A 16,961-nucleotide genomic window follows, 5' to 3' on the forward strand; every position below is an offset into this window, starting at 1 on the left:
AAGCCTTCAGGAAGGTTCCCTCCCATGACCTTTGTCATCGGTTCCGCTTGCGTCGACGTGACGGACCGGGCCTGCGTCGAAGAATGCCCGGTCGACTGCATCTACATCGGAGCGCGCAGCGCCTACGTCAACCCCGACGAGTGCATCGACTGCAGCGCCTGCGAACCGGTCTGCCCGGTGGAGGCGATCCTGCCCGCCGACGACGTCCCCGACGAGGAGGCCGAGTTCATCGCCGACAACGCGCGGTTCTTCCACGAGCTGCTGCCGGGCCGAAGCGAACCGCTGGGCCGCGTCGGCGGGGCGAAGCGGATAGGCGAGATCGGCGTGGACACGCCCTTCATCGCCGGATACGAGGCGTCATGACCACCATTGAGACCGACAAGGTGGTCGTCCGGTTCGCCGGGGACTCCGGCGACGGGATGCAGCTGCTCGGAGACCGGTTCACCCACCAGACCGCCGCCTTCGGCAACGACCTGGCGACGCTGCCCGACTACCCGGCCGAGATCAGAGCTCCTCAAGGCACCGTCCATGGCGTGTCGTCGTTCCAGGTGCACTTCGCCGACACCGACATCCATACACCCGGCGACGCTCCTGACGTGCTGGTCGCGTTCAACCCGGCAGCGCTCAAAGCCAACATCGGGGACCTGCGGGCCGGAGCGGTGGTGATCTGCGACCCCGACGAGTTCACCAGACGCAACCTGGCCAAAGCCGGGTACCCGACCGATCCGCTCGAAGACGGATCGCTCGACCACCTCACCGTGCATCGGGTCGCCATGGGCGCGATCACGCTCGGCGCCGTCGCACCTATCGGTTTGGGACGCAAGGACGCACTGCGGTCGCGCAACATGTTCGCCCTCGGACTGCTCTCGTGGATGTACGGCCGCCCGACCGCCGGCATCGAGGAAGCGCTGCAAGCGAAGTTCAAGAAGAAGCCCCAGGTCGCCGAGGCGAATGTGCTCGCGTTCCGCGCCGGCTGGAACTACGGCGAGACCACCGAGCTGTTCGCCACGACCTACCGCGTCGCACCCGCGGCACTGCCCGCCGGCGAGTACCGCCAGGTCAGCGGGAACGCCGCCCTGGCACTCGGCATCCTCGCCGCGGGCTGGGTCGCCGAGATGAAGGTCGTGCTCGGGACCTACCCCATCACCCCCGCCTCCGACATCCTCCACGAGCTCGCCCGACACAAGAACTTCGACCTGCTCACCATCCAGGCCGAAGACGAGATCGCCGCGATCGGCGCGGCCCTGGGAGCCTCGTTCGGCGGCGCGCTCGGCGTCACCACCACCTCCGGTCCGGGGATCGCCCTCAAATCCGAGACCATCGCCCTCGCGGTCATGACCGAACTGCCGCTGCTGATCGTCGACGTCCAGCGCGGCGGCCCCTCCACCGGGCTGCCGACCAAGACCGAGCAGGCCGACCTGCTGCAGGCGCGGTTCGGACGGCACGGCGAGTCGCCGGTACCGATCGTGGCACCTCGGTCCCCATCGGACTGCTTCGACGCCGCCGTCGAAGCGGCCAGGATCGCGGTCACCTACCGCACCCCGGTGCTGCTGCTCTCCGACGGCGCGCTGGCCAACGGCTCCGAGCCGTGGCTGCTGCCCGACGTAGCCGCACTGGCGCCGATCGACCCCGGTTTCGCGACCGGGCCCAACGCGACCGACGGCAGCGGCGACTACTGGCCCTACCTGCGCGACCGCGAGACGCTGGCGCGGTCCTGGGCGATCCCCGGGACGCCCGGCCTGCAGCACCGGATCGGCGGCTTGGAGAAGGCGGACCGGACCGGCGCCATCTCCTACGATCCGCAGAACCACGAGGTGATGGTCCGCACCCGGCAGGCGAAGATCGACGGCATCGCCGTGGCCGACCTCGACGTCGACGACCCGGACGCGAGCCGGCTGCTGGTACTCGGATGGGGATCGACGTACGGCCCGATCCGGGCCGCGGTGCGCCGGCTGCGGTCCCAGGGTCACACCGTGGCGCAGGCGCATCTGCGTCACCTGTGCCCGTTCCCGGCCAACCTCGACGCCGTCCTCGCCTCCTACGACCGGGTGGTCGTCCCCGAGATGAACCTCGGCCAGCTCGCGCTGCTGCTCCGGGCCCGCGAGAAGACCGACATCATCAGCCACACCAAGGTCACCGGGCAGCCGTTCAAAGCCGACGAACTCGAGGGCGTCCTGCTCGAACAGATGGAAGGGGTCCCGGCATGACCGTGGTCGACATCGAAATGCCATCCGGAGGACGTTCGGGGACCGCGCTGGTCCCACGCGATCCGAACCCGCAGAAGGCCGCCGACTACCGGTCGGATCAGGAGGTCCGCTGGTGCCCCGGCTGCGGCGACTACGTCATCCTCAGCACCGTTCAGGCGATGCTCCCCGAGTTGGGGCTGCGCAGGGAGAACATCGTCTTCGTCTCCGGGATCGGCTGCTCGTCCCGGTTCCCGTACTACCTCGACACCTACGGCATGCACTCGATCCACGGCCGGGCGCCCGCGATCGCCACCGGTCTGGCGGTGGCGCGGCCGGACCTCTCCGTCTGGGTGATCACCGGCGACGGCGACGCCCTGTCGATCGGCGGCAACCACCTGATCCACGCGCTGCGCCGCAACGTGAACCTGAAGATCCTGCTGTTCAACAACCGCGTCTACGGGCTCACGAAGGGCCAGTACTCGCCGACGAGCGACAAGGGGATGGTGACGAAGTCGAGCCCGGCCGGTTCCCCCGACGCGCCGTTCAACCCCGTCTCGCTCGCGCTCGGGGCCGAGGCGACTTTCGTCGCGCGGGCGATGGACTCGGACCGGGAAGGGCTCACCGAAGTCCTCCGCGAAGCCGCCGAGCATCGGGGAACGGCGCTCGTGGAGATCTACCAGAACTGCCCGATCTTCAACGCCGGCGCCTTCGACACCCTGAAGGACCCGGAACAGGCGCTGCATCGGCTGATCCGCCTCCGCGCCGGGGAAGAGGTCGAACTCGGGCCGGTCGGCGACGACGGCCGGGCCACGCAGGTCGTGGTCCGCGACCGGCGCGGGAGTCTGGCCGTGATGGCGCGCAGTGACGCCAACCCGGGGACGATCCTGGTCCACGACCCGGACGACGAGGACCCGTCCACGGCGTTCGCGCTCTCCCGACTCTCGACGCAGGACCTCTCGACCACCGTCACCGGCGTCTTCCGGAGCGTGTCTCGGCCCGCGTACGACGACGACGTCCGCGACCAGGCGGCCCTGGCCCGTGCAGCGCGGCCGCCGTCGATCGCCGATGTGATCGCCGGGCCCGAGACCTGGAACGTCCCCGAGAGGAGCGAGGCATGAGCAGTCTTCGAGATCGGATCGACGCGGCGCTGGAAACGGTCCACGACCCCGAGATCGGGCGGCCCATCACCGAACTGGGCATGGTCCGCGACGTCGCGCTCGACGGCGGAGCGGTCACGGTCACGGTGGCGCTCACCGTGTCAGGCTGTCCACTGCGGGAGAAGATCACCGGCGACGTGACCACCGCCGTGGAGCAGGTGGAGGGCGTGTCGTCGGTCGTGGTCGAACTGGACGTGATGACCGACGAGCAGCGGACCGACCTGCGGAAGCGGCTCAAGGGCGGAGGCGAGGAGCGAGCCGTCCCGTTCGCCGCCCGCGGCTCGCTGACCCGGGTCTACTGCATCGCATCGGCGAAGGGCGGGGTCGGGAAATCGAGCGTGACCGCGAACCTCGCCGCCGCCCTGGCGCTTCGCGGGCTCGCCGTCGGAGTGCTGGACGCGGACATCTACGGGCACTCGATCCCGCGAGCACTCGGCGTGCGGACCATGCCGATACAGGTGGAGCAGATGATCATGCCGCCGATCGGACACGGCGTGAAGGTGATCTCGATGGGGATGTTCACGGAAGGGAACGCCGCCGTGCTCTGGCGGGGACCGATGCTGCACCGAGCCCTGGAGCAGTTCCTGGTCGACGTCTACTGGGGCGACCTCGACGTGCTGCTGGTCGACATGCCACCGGGGACCGGAGACGTCCAGATCACGCTCGCGCAGCTGCTTCCCAGCGCCGAGACCCTGGTGGTGACCACCCCGCACCTCTCCGCCGCCGAGGTCGCCGAACGCGCCGGCACAGTTGCATTGCAGACCAAGCAGCGGATCGTCGGGGTCATCGAGAACATGGCCTGGGCCGACCTGCCCACAGGGGACGTCTGGGAGCCCTTCGGATCAGGCGGCGGCGCTCAGGTGGCCGAGACCCTCACCACGACGCTCGGCTACGAGGTCCCACTACTGGGGCGGATCCCGATCGATCCGGGAATCGGCACCGGTGGCGACGAGGGCATCCCGCTCGTCCTGAAAGAAGACGGCGGTTCGGCGGCTTCGGTGCTCCAGTCGGTGGGCGCCTGGATCGCGGACCGCCCGAGAGGGCTGGCCGGCCGGCGGCTCGCACTGGACATGGTCTGAGAAGCTGTCGCTGAGCCTGCGCGCCAAGGCAACGGCAGATCGGGCGAGATCGAGGACCTCTATCGGGCGGAGGAGGGCGAGCGAGTGCGGCCGCGCTTCGGCAGGACCGCCCGCCCCTCCGCGTCCGGCTCATGACCGGGGACCGAAACGGAAACCGCACATGGCGACAGCGATCCCCATAGTCTGGGGCGGCGGGCGCCCGGCGAGGCATGAACGCCGGCGCGTCGCGGGAACCGACATGAAGGATCAATCGACCGGGGGCCGACATGGAGTACTGGACAACGATTCGACTGAGGAAGCCGTTCGTCGACACGGTGGACCTGGTCCGCGAAGCGTTGCAGGAGCAGGGCTTCGGTGTCCTCACTGAAATCGACGTGCGGGCGACCCTTCGCGAGAAGATCGGCGAGGAGACCGAAGACTACCTCATCCTCGGAGCGTGCAATCCAGTCCTGGCCTTTCAGGCTCTCGAGGTCGACCGGCGAATCGGGCTGTTGCTTCCCTGCAATGTCGTCGTCCGCGCCGACGGGAACGAGACCGTGGTCGAAGCGGTGGCGCCGCAGATCTTGGTCGACGTCACCGGCGAACCGGACCTCGCCCCGGTCGCGGCCGAGGCCGGCCGGCGCCTGCGCGCCGCGATTGAGGGCATGCGCCCCTGAGCTGGAAGGACCGGTGCCTCTTCGCGGTCCTCCCCGGTGCCAGGGAACACGGCCGCGAACGCGATCATCACCGGCGGCTGCGCAGCATCGGAGCCCCATCGCCCGCTTCCGCACGCCTGCGAAACGATCATCATCCCGACGGCGACGAGCCATGTCGCGGACAGGAGCGGACGCGATTCCCCCAGCTTCGCCCCAGGACCCTCCACATCGATTGGAAGCCGTCCGGCGTCCGCGCGACGATGTCGGCGGCTCTTGCGGCGAGGGCCGTGGGGACGGAAAGCACCGCCCCGCCCCGCTGAGACGAGTCGCGGGACGAGGCGGTGAGTGAGCGGGTCAGCAGGCGCCGACCTCTTCCCAGACTCCCGCCATCCCGGGTTCCTGGTTGCGGGTCCACCACTCGGCACGCCAGCGCTTGCCATCGTGGACGGCCTCGGCGCCCTCCTCGTAGATCGCGGACGCGGTCCATTCGGTCAGCCGGTCACCGCCGCAGTACAGCGCGGTCCCGACTTCGGCCCAAGCCGAGTACGGCGACTCGCCCGGGACCTGGCCGCGCGTCCACCACTGGGCGACATAGACATCGCCTTCGTAGGCAACGCGCGCGCCGGCGGTGTACCTCGTCGTCTCGTCCCACTCGGGCACGTTCCAGACCAGGCCGTCGATCGCCGCGTCGATCGCTTCGGCGGCGGCGTCCACTTCGGCTTGGCCGGCGTCGTCGGCCAAGTCCTCACCGGTCGCGACGGCCGCGGCGAGTGCGGTCCACGAGTGCGCGGTCCAGTCGGCTTCGTCGAGGAGCTCGGCGCGGCCGAGGAGGAGGTCGACCAGCGTGCGGTCGACGGTGCGCTCGACGAACACGAGTTCGGCGACGTTGGCGAAGCCCGTGCTGGTCGAATACCGCAGGTAGCGGTAGGCGGTGCCGCTCTCGATGGCGACACTGCCCCATTCGGCCTTGGTCACTCCGGAGATCGTGGCGAGTGCGTCCCAGGTCGTCCCGTCGTTGGAACCCTGAATCTGGGCACCGTTCATGCGGAGGTGGTTCCCGGTGCGCGGCAGGTAGTTCACACCCGCGAGCGCGACTTCGCCCCCTTCACCGAGGTCGACCCGAACCCAGCCTGAGGCGCTGGTGGTGTCCGGAGAGGTGGTCGCGTCGCCGTCGAACGCGCGCCAGCCGTTCGCGGCGGCGTCGGCCTTGCCGTCCCAGGAGACGCTGGAGGCGGTCACGCCCGCGGCATCGGGTTCGACCTCGGGGAAGAGCGAGGTCTGCGGCACGAGGAGATCCGCTGCGGCGAGGAGCTGGTTCAGCAGGGCCGTCCGGTCGGCGCCCTCCTCGGCGAGTGCGGCACGGATTCGCGCGACCTCCTCCTCATAGGTGTAGGCGCTGGCGCGCGTCGCCGTCGAGCTGTCGCGGACGCGGGACTCGAAATACGCGTCGTCGTAGGTGAAGTCGCCGTAGAACTCGACTTCGGCGAGGTTGCCGTTCCAAGCCCCGGCGTTGTAGATCCGGAAGTGCCGGAAGTGCTGGTCGCCCGCAGCGTCGCGTTGGAGCCACTTGCCTTGTGCGGCACCGGTCAGGACCTCGGTGAGATCGGTCCAGGACTGGCCGTCGTCGGAGCCTTGCACGATCGTGCCGTTGGCCCGGGTGGCGCAGCAGGCCCTCGGCAGGAAGTACACCTCGTCGAGGCGGACACTCGCGCCTTCACCGAAGTCGAGCGTGTAGTAGGAGCCGCTGCCGGTGTTCAGGTCCCCGGCCGTGGTGCCGTCACCGTCGAAGAGGAGGTAGCCGACCTCTTCGGCGCTGAGCCCGTTGCCGGGCCACTGCTTGTCGGAGGCGGTCACGGTGGCGAGAGCGGTGACGTCGACCCGGTGGTCGCGGTCGCCGCCGAGGAAGAGGGCGGTGCCGTCGGTGGTGCCGTAGAACGTCGGTCCGGGTCGGCCGTTGGCGTCGGTGTAGCCGATCTCGAGGGTGACCGGACCTGGTTCTGCGCCGTCCAGCGGGACGGACGCGGTCCAGGTGAGACCGTCCTCGGAGGATGCTTCGACGACGTTTCCGGAGGCGGTGGCGGTGAGTGAGGCGAGCGGCTCCCTCGCGGTGACGGTGACATCGACGGTGTCGCCCACGGCGACCTTCCCGGCGACGGCCTGGTCGGAGGCGATCGAGGAGGCGGCGATCAGGTTGCCGATCTCGTGGCGGTCGCCCCATATGTGGAACTCGTTGACCTCGAACAGGTTTCGCACGATGCCGTACAGGACGTCGGGCTGGGGTTCGAGCATCTGGACCTTGATGTAGCGGAACTGGTCGTCCTGGAGCTCGGGGTCCACGTCCAGGGTGTTGAACTCCTGCGTGAACGCCGTGGTCCCCGGGGTGAGGCGGGTCCACTCGGTGCCGTCGTTCGATCCGAAGACGGCCGAGTTGGCGAGGCGGTCGGCGAAGATGTTGCTCTGGAAGCCGAACTTGCTCGCCGAGACCTTGAAGTCGGGCCCGAAGTCGATGGTGTGGGAGAGGTTCTGGGCCTGGCCGTACCAGGTGCCGGTCTGGTTGTTGCCGTCCACCCAGTTCCAGATGCTGGTGCCGGCGGTCGAGGAGGCCTCCAAACCCGGATAGTCGAGGCTGCCGTCCAGGGCGGATCGGGGCGAGACCAGTTGCAGCGCAGTCGTGGCGGCGCGGAGCTCGGCGAGGGCCGCGCCGAATTCGGTGTCGGTGCCCCTCTTCCTGAGTGCTTCGGCGGCGTCGTGGGCCGCGGTGAAAGCCTCCTCGGTGGCCTTGACGTAGAGGGCGTCGGGATCGTAGGCGTCCTCAGTGAGAGCGAGGGCCCCGGCCCGGTCGGCGGCGGCGTCCAGGGCGAGCCGCCGCGAGACGACGACAGTGCCGTCAGTGGCGGTGATCGTGACCGTGGCGGCGGCCTCGCCGGTCGGCGTCCAGGTGAGCTCCCCGGTCGCCGCGTCGAGTTCGGCGCCTTCGGGGAGTCCGGTGACGCTGTATGCGATCGGGTCGCCGCCGGTGTCGACGGCGGCGAGGTCGGCGGTGGCGGTGGCGCCGTCCCAGGCGATCACCCGGTCGGGTGCGTCGGCCGCGAACGACGGCGGGGTCAGCTCGACGGCGGCGTTGGTGTTGATGTGGTCCACGTCGACGGTCGCGCCGGTGGCCTCGATGAAGAGGATGTCGCCGATGGCGCGGTCGAGCATGACGTAGCGCCATGCCCCGCCGGTGTCGGGGACGATCACGTTGCGCGAGTCCAGTTTCAGGACCGCCCGGCCGTCGGTGCGGACGCGGAATCCGATGAGGTTCTTGGAGGTCGAACCGTTGAGGTAGGCGATCTTCGCGCCCTCGGCGGCCGCCGACATCCGGACGTAGCCGGTGTCGCCGTCGGCGATCGTCTCGACGTCGCCGGCCAGGTGGGTGTAGCGGTCTTCGACTTCGAGGATCGTGCCGCTGGCGGGCAGCGCGGGGACGGCCTCCCCGGCGGCCTCTGCCGGGGCGAACAGCCAGGAGTCACCGCCGCCGTCGCCCACGTTCCAGGCGTCGTTGACGTTGCCGCCGTAGTAGAACAGCGGCCCGGGCCGCTTCGCGTACGCTTCGGCGAAGTAGGGCGCGATGGCCTCGACGTCCTCCCCGCGTTCGAACGCGTAGTGATAGTAGATCTCCCAGAAGCTCGCGGTCACATAGCGGCCGCGGTAGGAGTTCGAAATGTGGTTGTAGGTGTCGCGGATCGTGCCGTCGGGCGAGATCGCGTAGGCGACCGGGGTCCACTCGGTGTCGTAGCCGAGCATGAACTGCCAGAAGTAGTCGGCGGCGGCGAGGATGCGGTCGCCCAGGAACTCGTACGGTCCCACGGCGTCGTCGGCGGTCGAGACGGTGCCCTCGACGGGGTCCACCTTCGTGCCCTGCCCGATCATCATCCGGGCGAGGATCGTCGCGTTGGTGATGTCGCCGCCGCCGTGGGCCTGGTCGCGGCCCATCTCGACGTGCTGCACATGGGGGTCGTCGATCGGTTCACCGGTGGCGTCGTTGGTGTCGACCCAGCGGAACAGGCGCGCGATGGAGCCGTTGAAGCCCTGGTCCTTCGCCGTCGCGTTGACGGTGAACCACTCCACCTTCTCGTCGTAGAGCGCCTTGTCGTCCATGAAGATCGCCCCGGCCATCGAACCGAGCAGCGGGTAGTTGTGCTGGTTCATGAAGTGGTCCGGGGAGGACATGAAAGTCGCGATCGAGGGCTCGATCAGGTTCTCGGTGAGCAGGCGCGTGTCCTCGTCGGTCCACGGGTGCGCCTCGCCCTCGCCGCAGCTGGTGTAGCGCAGCAGCTCGGCGGCGGTGAGCATGCGGTTCAAGGGGATGCCGGTGTGGATGTGCGAGTCGGTGAAGTACACGTACTTCGCGGGGTCCATCTGCTCCCAGATGCGGATGATGTCGAGCGCGTTCTTGCGATAGACCTCCTCACCGGTGAGCACGTACATGACCGACTGCGTGTAGGCCTTCAGCCCGTCGGCGATGAACCGGGAGTTGAAGCCCTGGCTGTTGAACGCGTCCGAGGCGGGCTTGCTCGGGTCGGTGCCGCTGCGGTTCGAGGACGTCACGTTGTCGGCGGCGGCGTAGGAGTGCTTGAGCGCTTCGAACGAGGAGGTCCAGGGTTCGGCGCCCGCGGCGATCTGGTCGCGGACGTTGGCGAGCACGGGCTCGGTCAAGCCGATACCGGGGTGGGTGAAGCCCGCTTCGGAGACGGTGGAGTGGAACTGCACGTCGCACGCTCCGGTCTCCTGGGCCGCGGCCGGTGCGGCCATCGGGGCGAAGGGGGCGAGGCCGAGGGCGAGCGTCAGGGCCGCAATGAGCACGAATGCCCTGCGGGCTGCGCCGCTCGGGCCGCGGGCAGGTACTGATGGGGTGTGCACGATGGACTCCTCTGTCGATTGCACATTGAACAGGTGACATGGATGGATATTTCGGGGCCGCAGTGCCCGGGGCGGCAGCGCACTGCGGTGGCTCAAGGGTGTTCGAAGGTCACCCCGAGCGGCTCCCAGAGGCCGCCGGGGACGCGCACCCGCGCATCGAAGCTCGTGTTCTGCGCGATCCCCTCCGGGACCGGGTAGGTGACCGGCTCGCATTCGGCGGTCGCCTCCTGCGCCGAAGCCCGGCTCGCGGCGGTCGCCAGGTGGCCCGCGACGGCGGAGGCGCCGCTCGCCGCGAGAACGATGTGTCGGGAGAGGACGGAGCGGGAGGGGTTGTCAGTCATGGCTCCTCCTTCGGTTATGCAGGGGTGTGCGGGGCCGGTAGGACCCGCCTCCGATCGAGGGCGCTCCGCGCTCAGCACCAACTCAAGGACCTTCACAATGATTCCCGTGAAGGTTCACGATATTGATAGACGATGATCTTGTCAAGATCCTCCGGAGGACCCGCGCGAAGTGCGCCGGGTAAGGCGTTGAGCAGGTCCGTGTCGCCCCCCGAAGTGGCCGACCACCACGCCACCTCGCCTTCCTTCCATCGAGGGTGCCGATGCCATGCACTGCGGTACCTGCTCACTTGGCGCCGATCTCGTACGTCCGGCCCGCCTCGGCCGGCCAACGCCAGCGCTCGCGACCGCGCGCGGCAGTCGCCTCCAGTCGCGGCTCGATCGGCTCGCCCGACGCGTCCGCGACCGAGAACGCCAGTCCCGCGTCCAGCTCGACCACCAGGTCACCGCCTATGGCGGTGCGAATCCGGGCATGTTCCAGAACGCCTGCGTCCCAGGCAAGGTCGACAGTGCGATCCCCTCGGGCACGCAAACCCGTCACCGTCCCGGCGTTCCAGGAGTCAGGCAGGGTCGGCAGCAGCGACAAGGCGCCGTCGTGGCTTTGGAGCAGCAGCTCCGCGATCCCCGCGATCGCGCCCAGGTTCCCGTCGATCTGGAAGATCATGCCGCCGGGCCAGTCGCCGTGCGGGTGCAGGTCAAGGAGCGATTCGGAGCTCAGCTCGTCGACGAGCGTCCCGAGCGAGCGTTCGGCGAGGACGCGATCACGGAGCCGCGCGGCGAGGCAGAGGACCCAGGCCTGACTCCAGCCGGTGTAGCCGCTCCCGTGCTCGAGCCGGTACACCAGTGCCTTTCGGACGGCCTCGAACGCGTAGGGATCCTTCGTCTCGGTGATGCGCGTTCCGGGGAAGGCCCCGTAGAGGTGGGAGAGGTGCCGGTGGTCGAGTTCGCTGGGCAGCAGCGGGCCGGCCCATTCGCTGAGCCGCCCCGCCGCATCGATCGCGGGGAGCCGCAAATGCGCGAGCGCTTTGCGGCAGCGCTCCGCGAGTCCATCGGCAAGGCCGAGCTGGGCGGCCAGCTGGAGGTACCGGCTCAGCATCTGGGCGGTGAGTTCCTGGTCGATCGTGGATCCGGCCGTCACCGTGCCGAAGTCGTCACCGGAGCGGAAGCGGTGCTCCGGTGACGTCGAAGGGCTGACGACCTTGAGCCCGTCGGCGTCCTCGACAAGCTGGTCCAGGAGGAACTCGGTGACGGCGTGCATGACGGGTGCCGCGGTCGATCGCGCGAAGTCCTCGTCCCACCGGTAGTCGAGGTGATCGCCGAGGTGCGCGGCGATCCACGCGAACCCGGTCTGCCAGTTCGCCCATTGCGGATCGCCGTGGACCGCCTCGGTGAACCGCCAGAGGTCGGTGTTGTGATGCACCGCCGAGCCGGCGGCCCCGTAGACGTTCGCCGCGGTGGCCCTTCCGGCGTCGGCGAGATCACGCGCCAGATCGAACAAGGGCTCGTGCAACTCGGGCAGCCCTGCGGCCTCGGCGCCCCAGTAGTTCATCTCGACATTGATGTTGGTCGTGTAGTTCGCGCTCCAACCCGGGCGGACGTCGACGTTCCAGATGCCCTGGAGGTTCGCCGCCTGCGTGCCCGGTCGACTGCAGGAGATGAGCAGGTAGCGGCCGAAGTCGAAATACCGCTGGGCGGCCAGCGCCGCCGGATCACCGGAAGCGGCGAGGTCGAGCCGCACCCGGTCGAAGAGCGCGGTGTAGTCCTCGACATGCCGCCGCCGAAGCTCAGCGGGCGCTTGGCCGAGCGCGGCGCGAACCCGCGACTTCGCCGCTTCCGCCAAGCGCGCGAAGTCCGCGCTGGGGCGCTCGCGGTGGCCGCGAAAGCCGCTCGCCGCCGAGACGACGATCCGCTTGCCGACTTGCGCCGCGGCGACCGCCCAGCCCATCCCGGCGGCGACGGTGCCGTCGGCCCCCGGCGAGTCCTGTCCGTACTGGACTGCATCGTCTTCCTCGACGTAGTTCGGCAGTACAAGGCTCGGGGCACGCCCGACTGCGATGAGCCATTCGACGCCCTCCGCTTCCCACGTCGACACCTCGACCCCCGAGTGCGGGGACTCGAATCCGAGTCCGATCGGCGTCTCCCCTGGTCCTTCGGCCTCGGCGACGAGCACGCCGTCCGGGGCGCTCACGTAAGCCTCCATGGCCGAGACACTGGTCTCGACCCGGGTGATCGCTTGCGCGAGGTCGAGCCTCCGCAGGTATGGTCCGGCGGTTTCGCCGCCGCCCCAGTGCCATCGGAGCCTTCCGAGCGGCTGGTAGGACTCGGTCCAGCCCTCGCCCTGGATCGCTCGTGCGAGCCGGTCGGCCAGATCGTGGTCGCCAGAGGCGATAGCCGATCGCACCTCGGCGAGAAGCACTCCGGGCGAATCTCCGATTCCCGGTTCGCTGCGGGGCCCACCGGACCAGACGGTGTCGAGGTTCAGGTCGAACTCCTCGATGCCGGGCCGCCCGTACACCGTCGCTCCCAACGCGCCGTTGCCGAGCAGGAACGCCTCATGGAACTCCTTCGCGGGTCGATCGAGTTCGATCGCCCTGCCCTCTGGAACTTGCGACTCATCAGCGGCCATAGAACACTCCTCGTAGCACCGTTCCGTGAAGGTTCACGGTAGCGTGACTACCTGCTGATGGCAAGTCTTCGAGACCGTCCCGCCCGACCTGCTCGCCGCGAACCTCCGCCGTGCCGAGCAGAAGTTCGGATGTCCGGCTGCCTGCCGGAGGGTGGGGTCGCGCGGCGTCCTCATCGCAGGACTCGGTTGACGCGCGTGGGGTCTGCCGTGTCTCGGCGGACGGTCGCGGGCCCACCTCGCATGGAGAAGACCCGCCGCCGACCGGCGTGGAGGCGGTCGGCGGCGGGTCTTCTCCATGCGAAACTACGTGCCTTCCAGGCTGGGGCCATTGAGGCCCACTGGGTCTTGGGCCAGGCCTGTCGAGCGGACCCAGTCGAAGGGGGCGTAGACCGCGGGGCCAAGGCCCAGGTTTTCGGCCACCAGTTCGCGCAGGCGATTCGAGGCGAAGGCTCCGATGACGTTCATCTGGGCGTCCCGGTAGAGACGTTCGACCTCGTGGCCTGCGGTGACGCCGGTGGCGCCATGAATCTGGACGGCGCGTTCAGTGACACCCACCGCCATTTCCGTGGCGTATATCTTCAGCATGGCGATGAGGCTCCGCGCCGGCCGGCCGGCCGTGCGCTCGGCCGCCGCACGGCGGGCAAGGAGGCGGGCGGCGTCGATCTCGGCCCGCGACAGGGCGATCTGCGCTTGGACGCCTTCCATGTGCGCCAAGGGCCTTCCGAAGGAGACCCGCGATCCGGCGTGCGCCACCGAAGCGGCCAGCGCCGATTCGGCGATGCCGATCGCGGCGACGGAAACGAGCAGCCAGCCCCAGGTCATCCCCTCTGAGAGTTCGTCGAGCGGGACGGGGATGACGTCGGCCTCGGCGACGAGTGCGTCGGTGAAGACGAGTCCGCCCCAGGGCATGCCGCGCAGGCCCATGTGCGGGATCGCGTAGCGGTGGACGCCGGGCTGGTGCAGGTCGACGAAGGCCAGGCACCAGTCGGGCCCGTCGTCGCCGGCGGCGCGTTCGCGGCGGGCCAGGACGACGGCGAGGTCCGCGTTGGGGGCGTTGGTGATGCGGGATTTCTCGCCGGTGATGGTGAACCCGGTGCCGGCGGGGCCGGCAGAGCCGGGCGGGCTGGCGGGCCGGACGGTGGTCTGGTAGGTGCCGGCGTCGCTGCCGGCGGCGGTCTCGACGACGCCGAAGGCCGCGAGGCGGCGGCCGGAGATGAGGGCGTGGAGCAGGGGCCGGTGGGTGCTGTCGCCGTAGGTCGCGATGAGCTTGGCGCACAGAAGGGATGAGACGGTGGCGGACCAGTAGGTGCTGGGGCAGTCGCGGGCGAGGGCTTCCATCGCGGCGACCTGGGCGTCGCTGTCGGCGCCGCTGCCGCCGTCCTCATCGGAGTGGAACAGGGCGCCGTAACCGGCGTCGGCGAGCTCCTTCCAGTTCTGGGCCGGGATGTGGCCGGTGGTGTCGGTGTCGGCGGCGCGGGCCGCGATGCCGGGGTGTGCGGTGCGGGGGTGGTCGATGCGGAGCATGGTCTCTCCTGTTTCAGCCGAGTTCGAGGACGGAGGCGGCGACGACGGCGCGCAGGACTTCGCCGCCGCCGCCGGTGGCGGCGAAGAACGCGGCGTCGCGGTGGGCGCGTTCGGCGAGGCCGTCGGCGCTGTGCAGGTGCGCCGCGGCGGCGGTGACGGAGCGGACGGCGGCGGCCGTGAAGAGCCGGGTTGTGGCGGCGTGCTCGTAGGAGGGCCTGGCCCCGGAGCGGGTGCCGACGTCGAATTCGGCGGCGGCGCGGTGGAGCATCCCGGCGGCGAGTTCGCATTGGACGGCCATGTCCGCCAGGTCGAGGCGCACGGACTGGGAGTGGGCGAGCGGGCGGCCGAAGCGGTGCCGGTCGCGGGCGTCGGCGACGGCGTCGCCGAGGAGTGCTCGCATCACGCCTATCCAAGGGGCGCAGGTGAAGACCCAGTCGAGGGCGGCCAGGAGGGGTTCGACCTCGCGGGCGGCCGCGCGCGGGGTGCCGAGGACGGCGTCATCGCCGAGGCGGCAGGAGTCGACGGTGAGGCGGCCCCAGAGGCAGGACGGCATGGCGCCGGACCCGGTCGGTTCGACCTGGAGGCCGGGGGTGTCGCGGTCGACGAGGAAGGCGGTGCGCTCTCCGTCGGGGTCGGCCGCGATGACGAGGAAGTGGTGGGCGGCGGGGGCGCCGGCGACGAGGTCGACCGTGCCGTCGAGGATCCAGTTTTTCTCGGCCCGTTGGGCGTTGACGGTGGGGGCGAGGGACGCGCCTTGGGTCTGGAGGAGTGAGACGGCGCCGGTCCACTCGCCGGAGGCCATGCGGGGCAGGTAGTGCCGCCGCTGGTCGGGAGTGCCGAAGGCGCGCATGGGGACGGTGGCGAGGACGGCGTGGGCGACGGCGGCGAGGCCCAGGCCGGGGTCGCGGGAGCCTTCACCGAATGCTTCGAGGAGTTCGCAGGTCTCGGCGGCGGACAGGCCGCCGCCGCCGAGGTCGAGGGGCACGAGCGGGCCGGCGAGCCGAGTGGCGGCGTCGGTCGGTGCGGTGATGATCGGAATTGCCATCGGATCAGTCAACTCCATTTCGATAGGAGTCGGCACCGGACGTCGAGAAGCGATGGTGGAAAACGGCGGTGCCGAGGTGATTGCCGGAATGGAAACGATATTAGCCCGAAGGACAACGGGGAGGAAGCATTGCGGTACGGTTTCATGAAGCAAAGCCGAAGATTGACATTGCATCACATTCCCTTACATACCATCGCAGGTTCCTTACACGCTCATGACCTGGCGATAGTGGTGTTCTCACAAGGTATCCGGTTAGGCTCTGCACGTCGTTTCAACCCCCTTCGATTTGCAGCGAATAGGAGGGAAGGCAATGCCGGAAAATGATTCCGCCACGCATTCCCGTATTGATGTACCGCATTTGTCCGACGCCACTCTGCGCGATTCCGCGCATATGGCGGGCGTCGAATTCAGTCCCGCCGATGCGACCTCGATCGCCGAGTTGCTGGTGAGGACCGGCATCGAGCTGGTCGAGGTCGGCATGGTGTCCGGGCCGGGTTCGAAGGACGCCCACTTGATCGAGGCCGTCCACGCGGCGGTCGGCTCCGAGCGCGCCATGACCCTGGTGGTCGTCCGCGACCGGCAGCAGGTCAAGCAGGCTCTCGACGAGGCCGCCGCCCTCGGCGTCCACCACGTCATGTACTCCATCCCCACCTCGGAGGAGCACGCGGCCATCAAACTCGGCTCGCCGAGCCCGAAGTTCCTCCAGACCCTGGCGAAGGCCGCGATCGGCGAGGCGAAGGACCGCGGCTTCCACGTCACCTTCAGCGGCGAGGACGGGGCTCGCACCCCGACCGAGCGGCTCGTCCCCTACGTCGCCGCGGGCTTCGCGGCCGGCGCGGACCGGTTCCGCCTGGCCGAGACCGTCGCCTACCTGACGCCCTGGCAGATGGAGGCCAAGATCGCCGAGCTCACCGCGATCGACGGCTCCGAGATCGAGATCCATTCGCACAACATGCTGGGCATGGCCGTGGCGAACTCGCTCGCGGCCGTCCGGGCCGGGGCCCGGTGGGTCTCGGCCACCGTGGGCGGCATCGGCGAGCGCGGCGGCAACGCCCCCCTGGCCGAACTGCTCATGGCGCTGCGGATCGTCCACGGCGACGAGCGCTTCGACCTGCGCCACCTCACCCGGCTCGCGCAGATCGCTCTGCGGGGCTCCGGCCTCGGGGACGCGTTCCAGTCCGGTCCGACCGCCCCGCACGCGTTCGCGTACGAACTGCCCGGCCAGCTCCAGAACCCGGCGGCATACGAAACGCTGCCGGCCGAGCTGGTCGGCAACGAGCGCCGACTCCGCGTCCGCACCCGCCTCACCACCGCCCTGGTCCGCTGGGCGCTCGACGAACTGGCCGATTCGGTCGACGTCGCGGACTTCACCGCCTGGCTCGCCGAGCGCCAGGCGGCGCAGGGCGGGCCGGTCCTCGACCGCGACGCGATCCGCAAGGCCGCCGTCGACTTCCCCGGCTGAACCCGCC

Annotated in this window: 11 protein-coding genes; 6 read left to right on the forward strand and 5 right to left on the reverse strand. The window is 69.6% G+C overall.

From position 1 onward, the window contains the following. The first annotated feature begins 24 nt into the window (after positions 1–24). The 5 genes from fdxA to JHY01_RS05955 all read left to right on the forward strand — a co-directional run bounded on the left by fdxA (position 25) and on the right by JHY01_RS05955 (position 5,078). On the forward strand, positions 25–363 hold the full coding sequence (gene fdxA / locus JHY01_RS05935; RefSeq protein ID WP_205324693.1) for a ferredoxin: 339 nt from the start codon (positions 25–27) through the stop codon (positions 361–363). After that, the gene (locus JHY01_RS05940; RefSeq protein WP_205324694.1) at positions 360–2,207 is read left to right on the forward strand and encodes a 2-oxoacid:acceptor oxidoreductase subunit alpha; all 1,848 of its coding nucleotides are present in this window, start codon (positions 360–362) and stop codon (positions 2,205–2,207) included. The genes fdxA and JHY01_RS05940 overlap by 4 nt, the downstream gene beginning before the upstream one ends. After that, on the forward strand, positions 2,204–3,304 hold the full coding sequence (locus tag JHY01_RS05945) for a 2-oxoacid:ferredoxin oxidoreductase subunit beta (RefSeq protein WP_205324695.1): 1,101 nt from the start codon (positions 2,204–2,206) through the stop codon (positions 3,302–3,304). Before JHY01_RS05940 ends, JHY01_RS05945 begins: the two co-directional genes overlap by 4 nt. Next, positions 3,301–4,422: an Mrp/NBP35 family ATP-binding protein gene (locus JHY01_RS05950; RefSeq protein ID WP_205324696.1), complete on the forward strand. Its 1,122-nt coding sequence runs from the start codon at positions 3,301–3,303 to the stop codon at positions 4,420–4,422. Before JHY01_RS05945 ends, JHY01_RS05950 begins: the two co-directional genes overlap by 4 nt. A gap of 266 nt (positions 4,423–4,688) precedes the next feature. Continuing rightward, the gene (locus JHY01_RS05955) at positions 4,689–5,078 is read left to right on the forward strand and encodes a DUF302 domain-containing protein (protein WP_205324697.1); all 390 of its coding nucleotides are present in this window, start codon (positions 4,689–4,691) and stop codon (positions 5,076–5,078) included. A gap of 333 nt (positions 5,079–5,411) precedes the next feature. Here the strand turns inward: JHY01_RS05955 and JHY01_RS27610 are convergent, their stop codons facing one another. From JHY01_RS27610 to JHY01_RS05980, 5 genes are all read right to left on the reverse strand, one after another. After that, the gene (locus JHY01_RS27610) at positions 5,412–9,959 is read right to left on the reverse strand and encodes a discoidin domain-containing protein (RefSeq protein WP_205324698.1); all 4,548 of its coding nucleotides are present in this window, start codon (positions 9,957–9,959) and stop codon (positions 5,412–5,414) included. 92 nt (positions 9,960–10,051) lie between these two features. After that, on the reverse strand, positions 10,052–10,300 hold the full coding sequence (locus JHY01_RS05965) for a hypothetical protein (RefSeq protein WP_205324699.1): 249 nt from the start codon (positions 10,298–10,300) through the stop codon (positions 10,052–10,054). A gap of 283 nt (positions 10,301–10,583) precedes the next feature. After that, on the reverse strand, positions 10,584–12,923 hold the full coding sequence (locus JHY01_RS05970) for a glycoside hydrolase N-terminal domain-containing protein (RefSeq protein WP_205324700.1): 2,340 nt from the start codon (positions 12,921–12,923) through the stop codon (positions 10,584–10,586). A 303-nt stretch (positions 12,924–13,226) separates the two neighbouring features. Beyond that, positions 13,227–14,447: an acyl-CoA dehydrogenase family protein gene (locus JHY01_RS05975; protein ID WP_205324701.1), complete on the reverse strand. Its 1,221-nt coding sequence runs from the start codon at positions 14,445–14,447 to the stop codon at positions 13,227–13,229. 13 nt (positions 14,448–14,460) lie between these two features. Then, positions 14,461–15,492: an acyl-CoA dehydrogenase family protein gene (locus tag JHY01_RS05980; protein ID WP_205324702.1), complete on the reverse strand. Its 1,032-nt coding sequence runs from the start codon at positions 15,490–15,492 to the stop codon at positions 14,461–14,463. Positions 15,493–15,850: 358 nt separating this feature from the next. Here JHY01_RS05980 and JHY01_RS05985 point away from each other — a divergent pair, with 358 nt between their 5' ends. Further along, on the forward strand, positions 15,851–16,954 hold the full coding sequence (locus JHY01_RS05985; protein ID WP_205324703.1) for a hypothetical protein: 1,104 nt from the start codon (positions 15,851–15,853) through the stop codon (positions 16,952–16,954). Positions 16,955–16,961: the final 7 nt, after the last annotated feature.

Origin of the sequence: Glycomyces sp. YM15, from assembly GCF_016918015.1 — a bacterium.
GTDB lineage: Bacteria > Actinomycetota > Actinomycetes > Mycobacteriales > Micromonosporaceae > Glycomyces.

Bases quoted from the DNA above. Each gene is read 5' to 3' on its own strand.
- fdxA (WP_205324693.1), top strand. From the start codon at position 25: ATGACCTTTGTCATCGGTTCCGCTTGCGTCGACGTGACGGACCGGGCC.
- JHY01_RS05940 (WP_205324694.1), top strand. From the start codon at position 360: ATGACCACCATTGAGACCGACAAGGTGGTCGTCCGGTTCGCCGGGGAC.
- JHY01_RS05945 (WP_205324695.1), top strand. From the start codon at position 2,204: ATGACCGTGGTCGACATCGAAATGCCATCCGGAGGACGTTCGGGGACC.
- JHY01_RS05950 (WP_205324696.1), top strand. From the start codon at position 3,301: ATGAGCAGTCTTCGAGATCGGATCGACGCGGCGCTGGAAACGGTCCAC.
- JHY01_RS05955 (WP_205324697.1), top strand. From the start codon at position 4,689: ATGGAGTACTGGACAACGATTCGACTGAGGAAGCCGTTCGTCGACACG.
- JHY01_RS05965 (WP_205324699.1), bottom strand. From the start codon at position 10,300: ATGACTGACAACCCCTCCCGCTCCGTCCTCTCCCGACACATCGTTCTC.
- JHY01_RS05970 (WP_205324700.1), bottom strand. From the start codon at position 12,923: ATGGCCGCTGATGAGTCGCAAGTTCCAGAGGGCAGGGCGATCGAACTC.
- JHY01_RS05975 (WP_205324701.1), bottom strand. From the start codon at position 14,447: ATGCTCCGCATCGACCACCCCCGCACCGCACACCCCGGCATCGCGGCC.
- JHY01_RS05980 (WP_205324702.1), bottom strand. From the start codon at position 15,492: ATGGCAATTCCGATCATCACCGCACCGACCGACGCCGCCACTCGGCTC.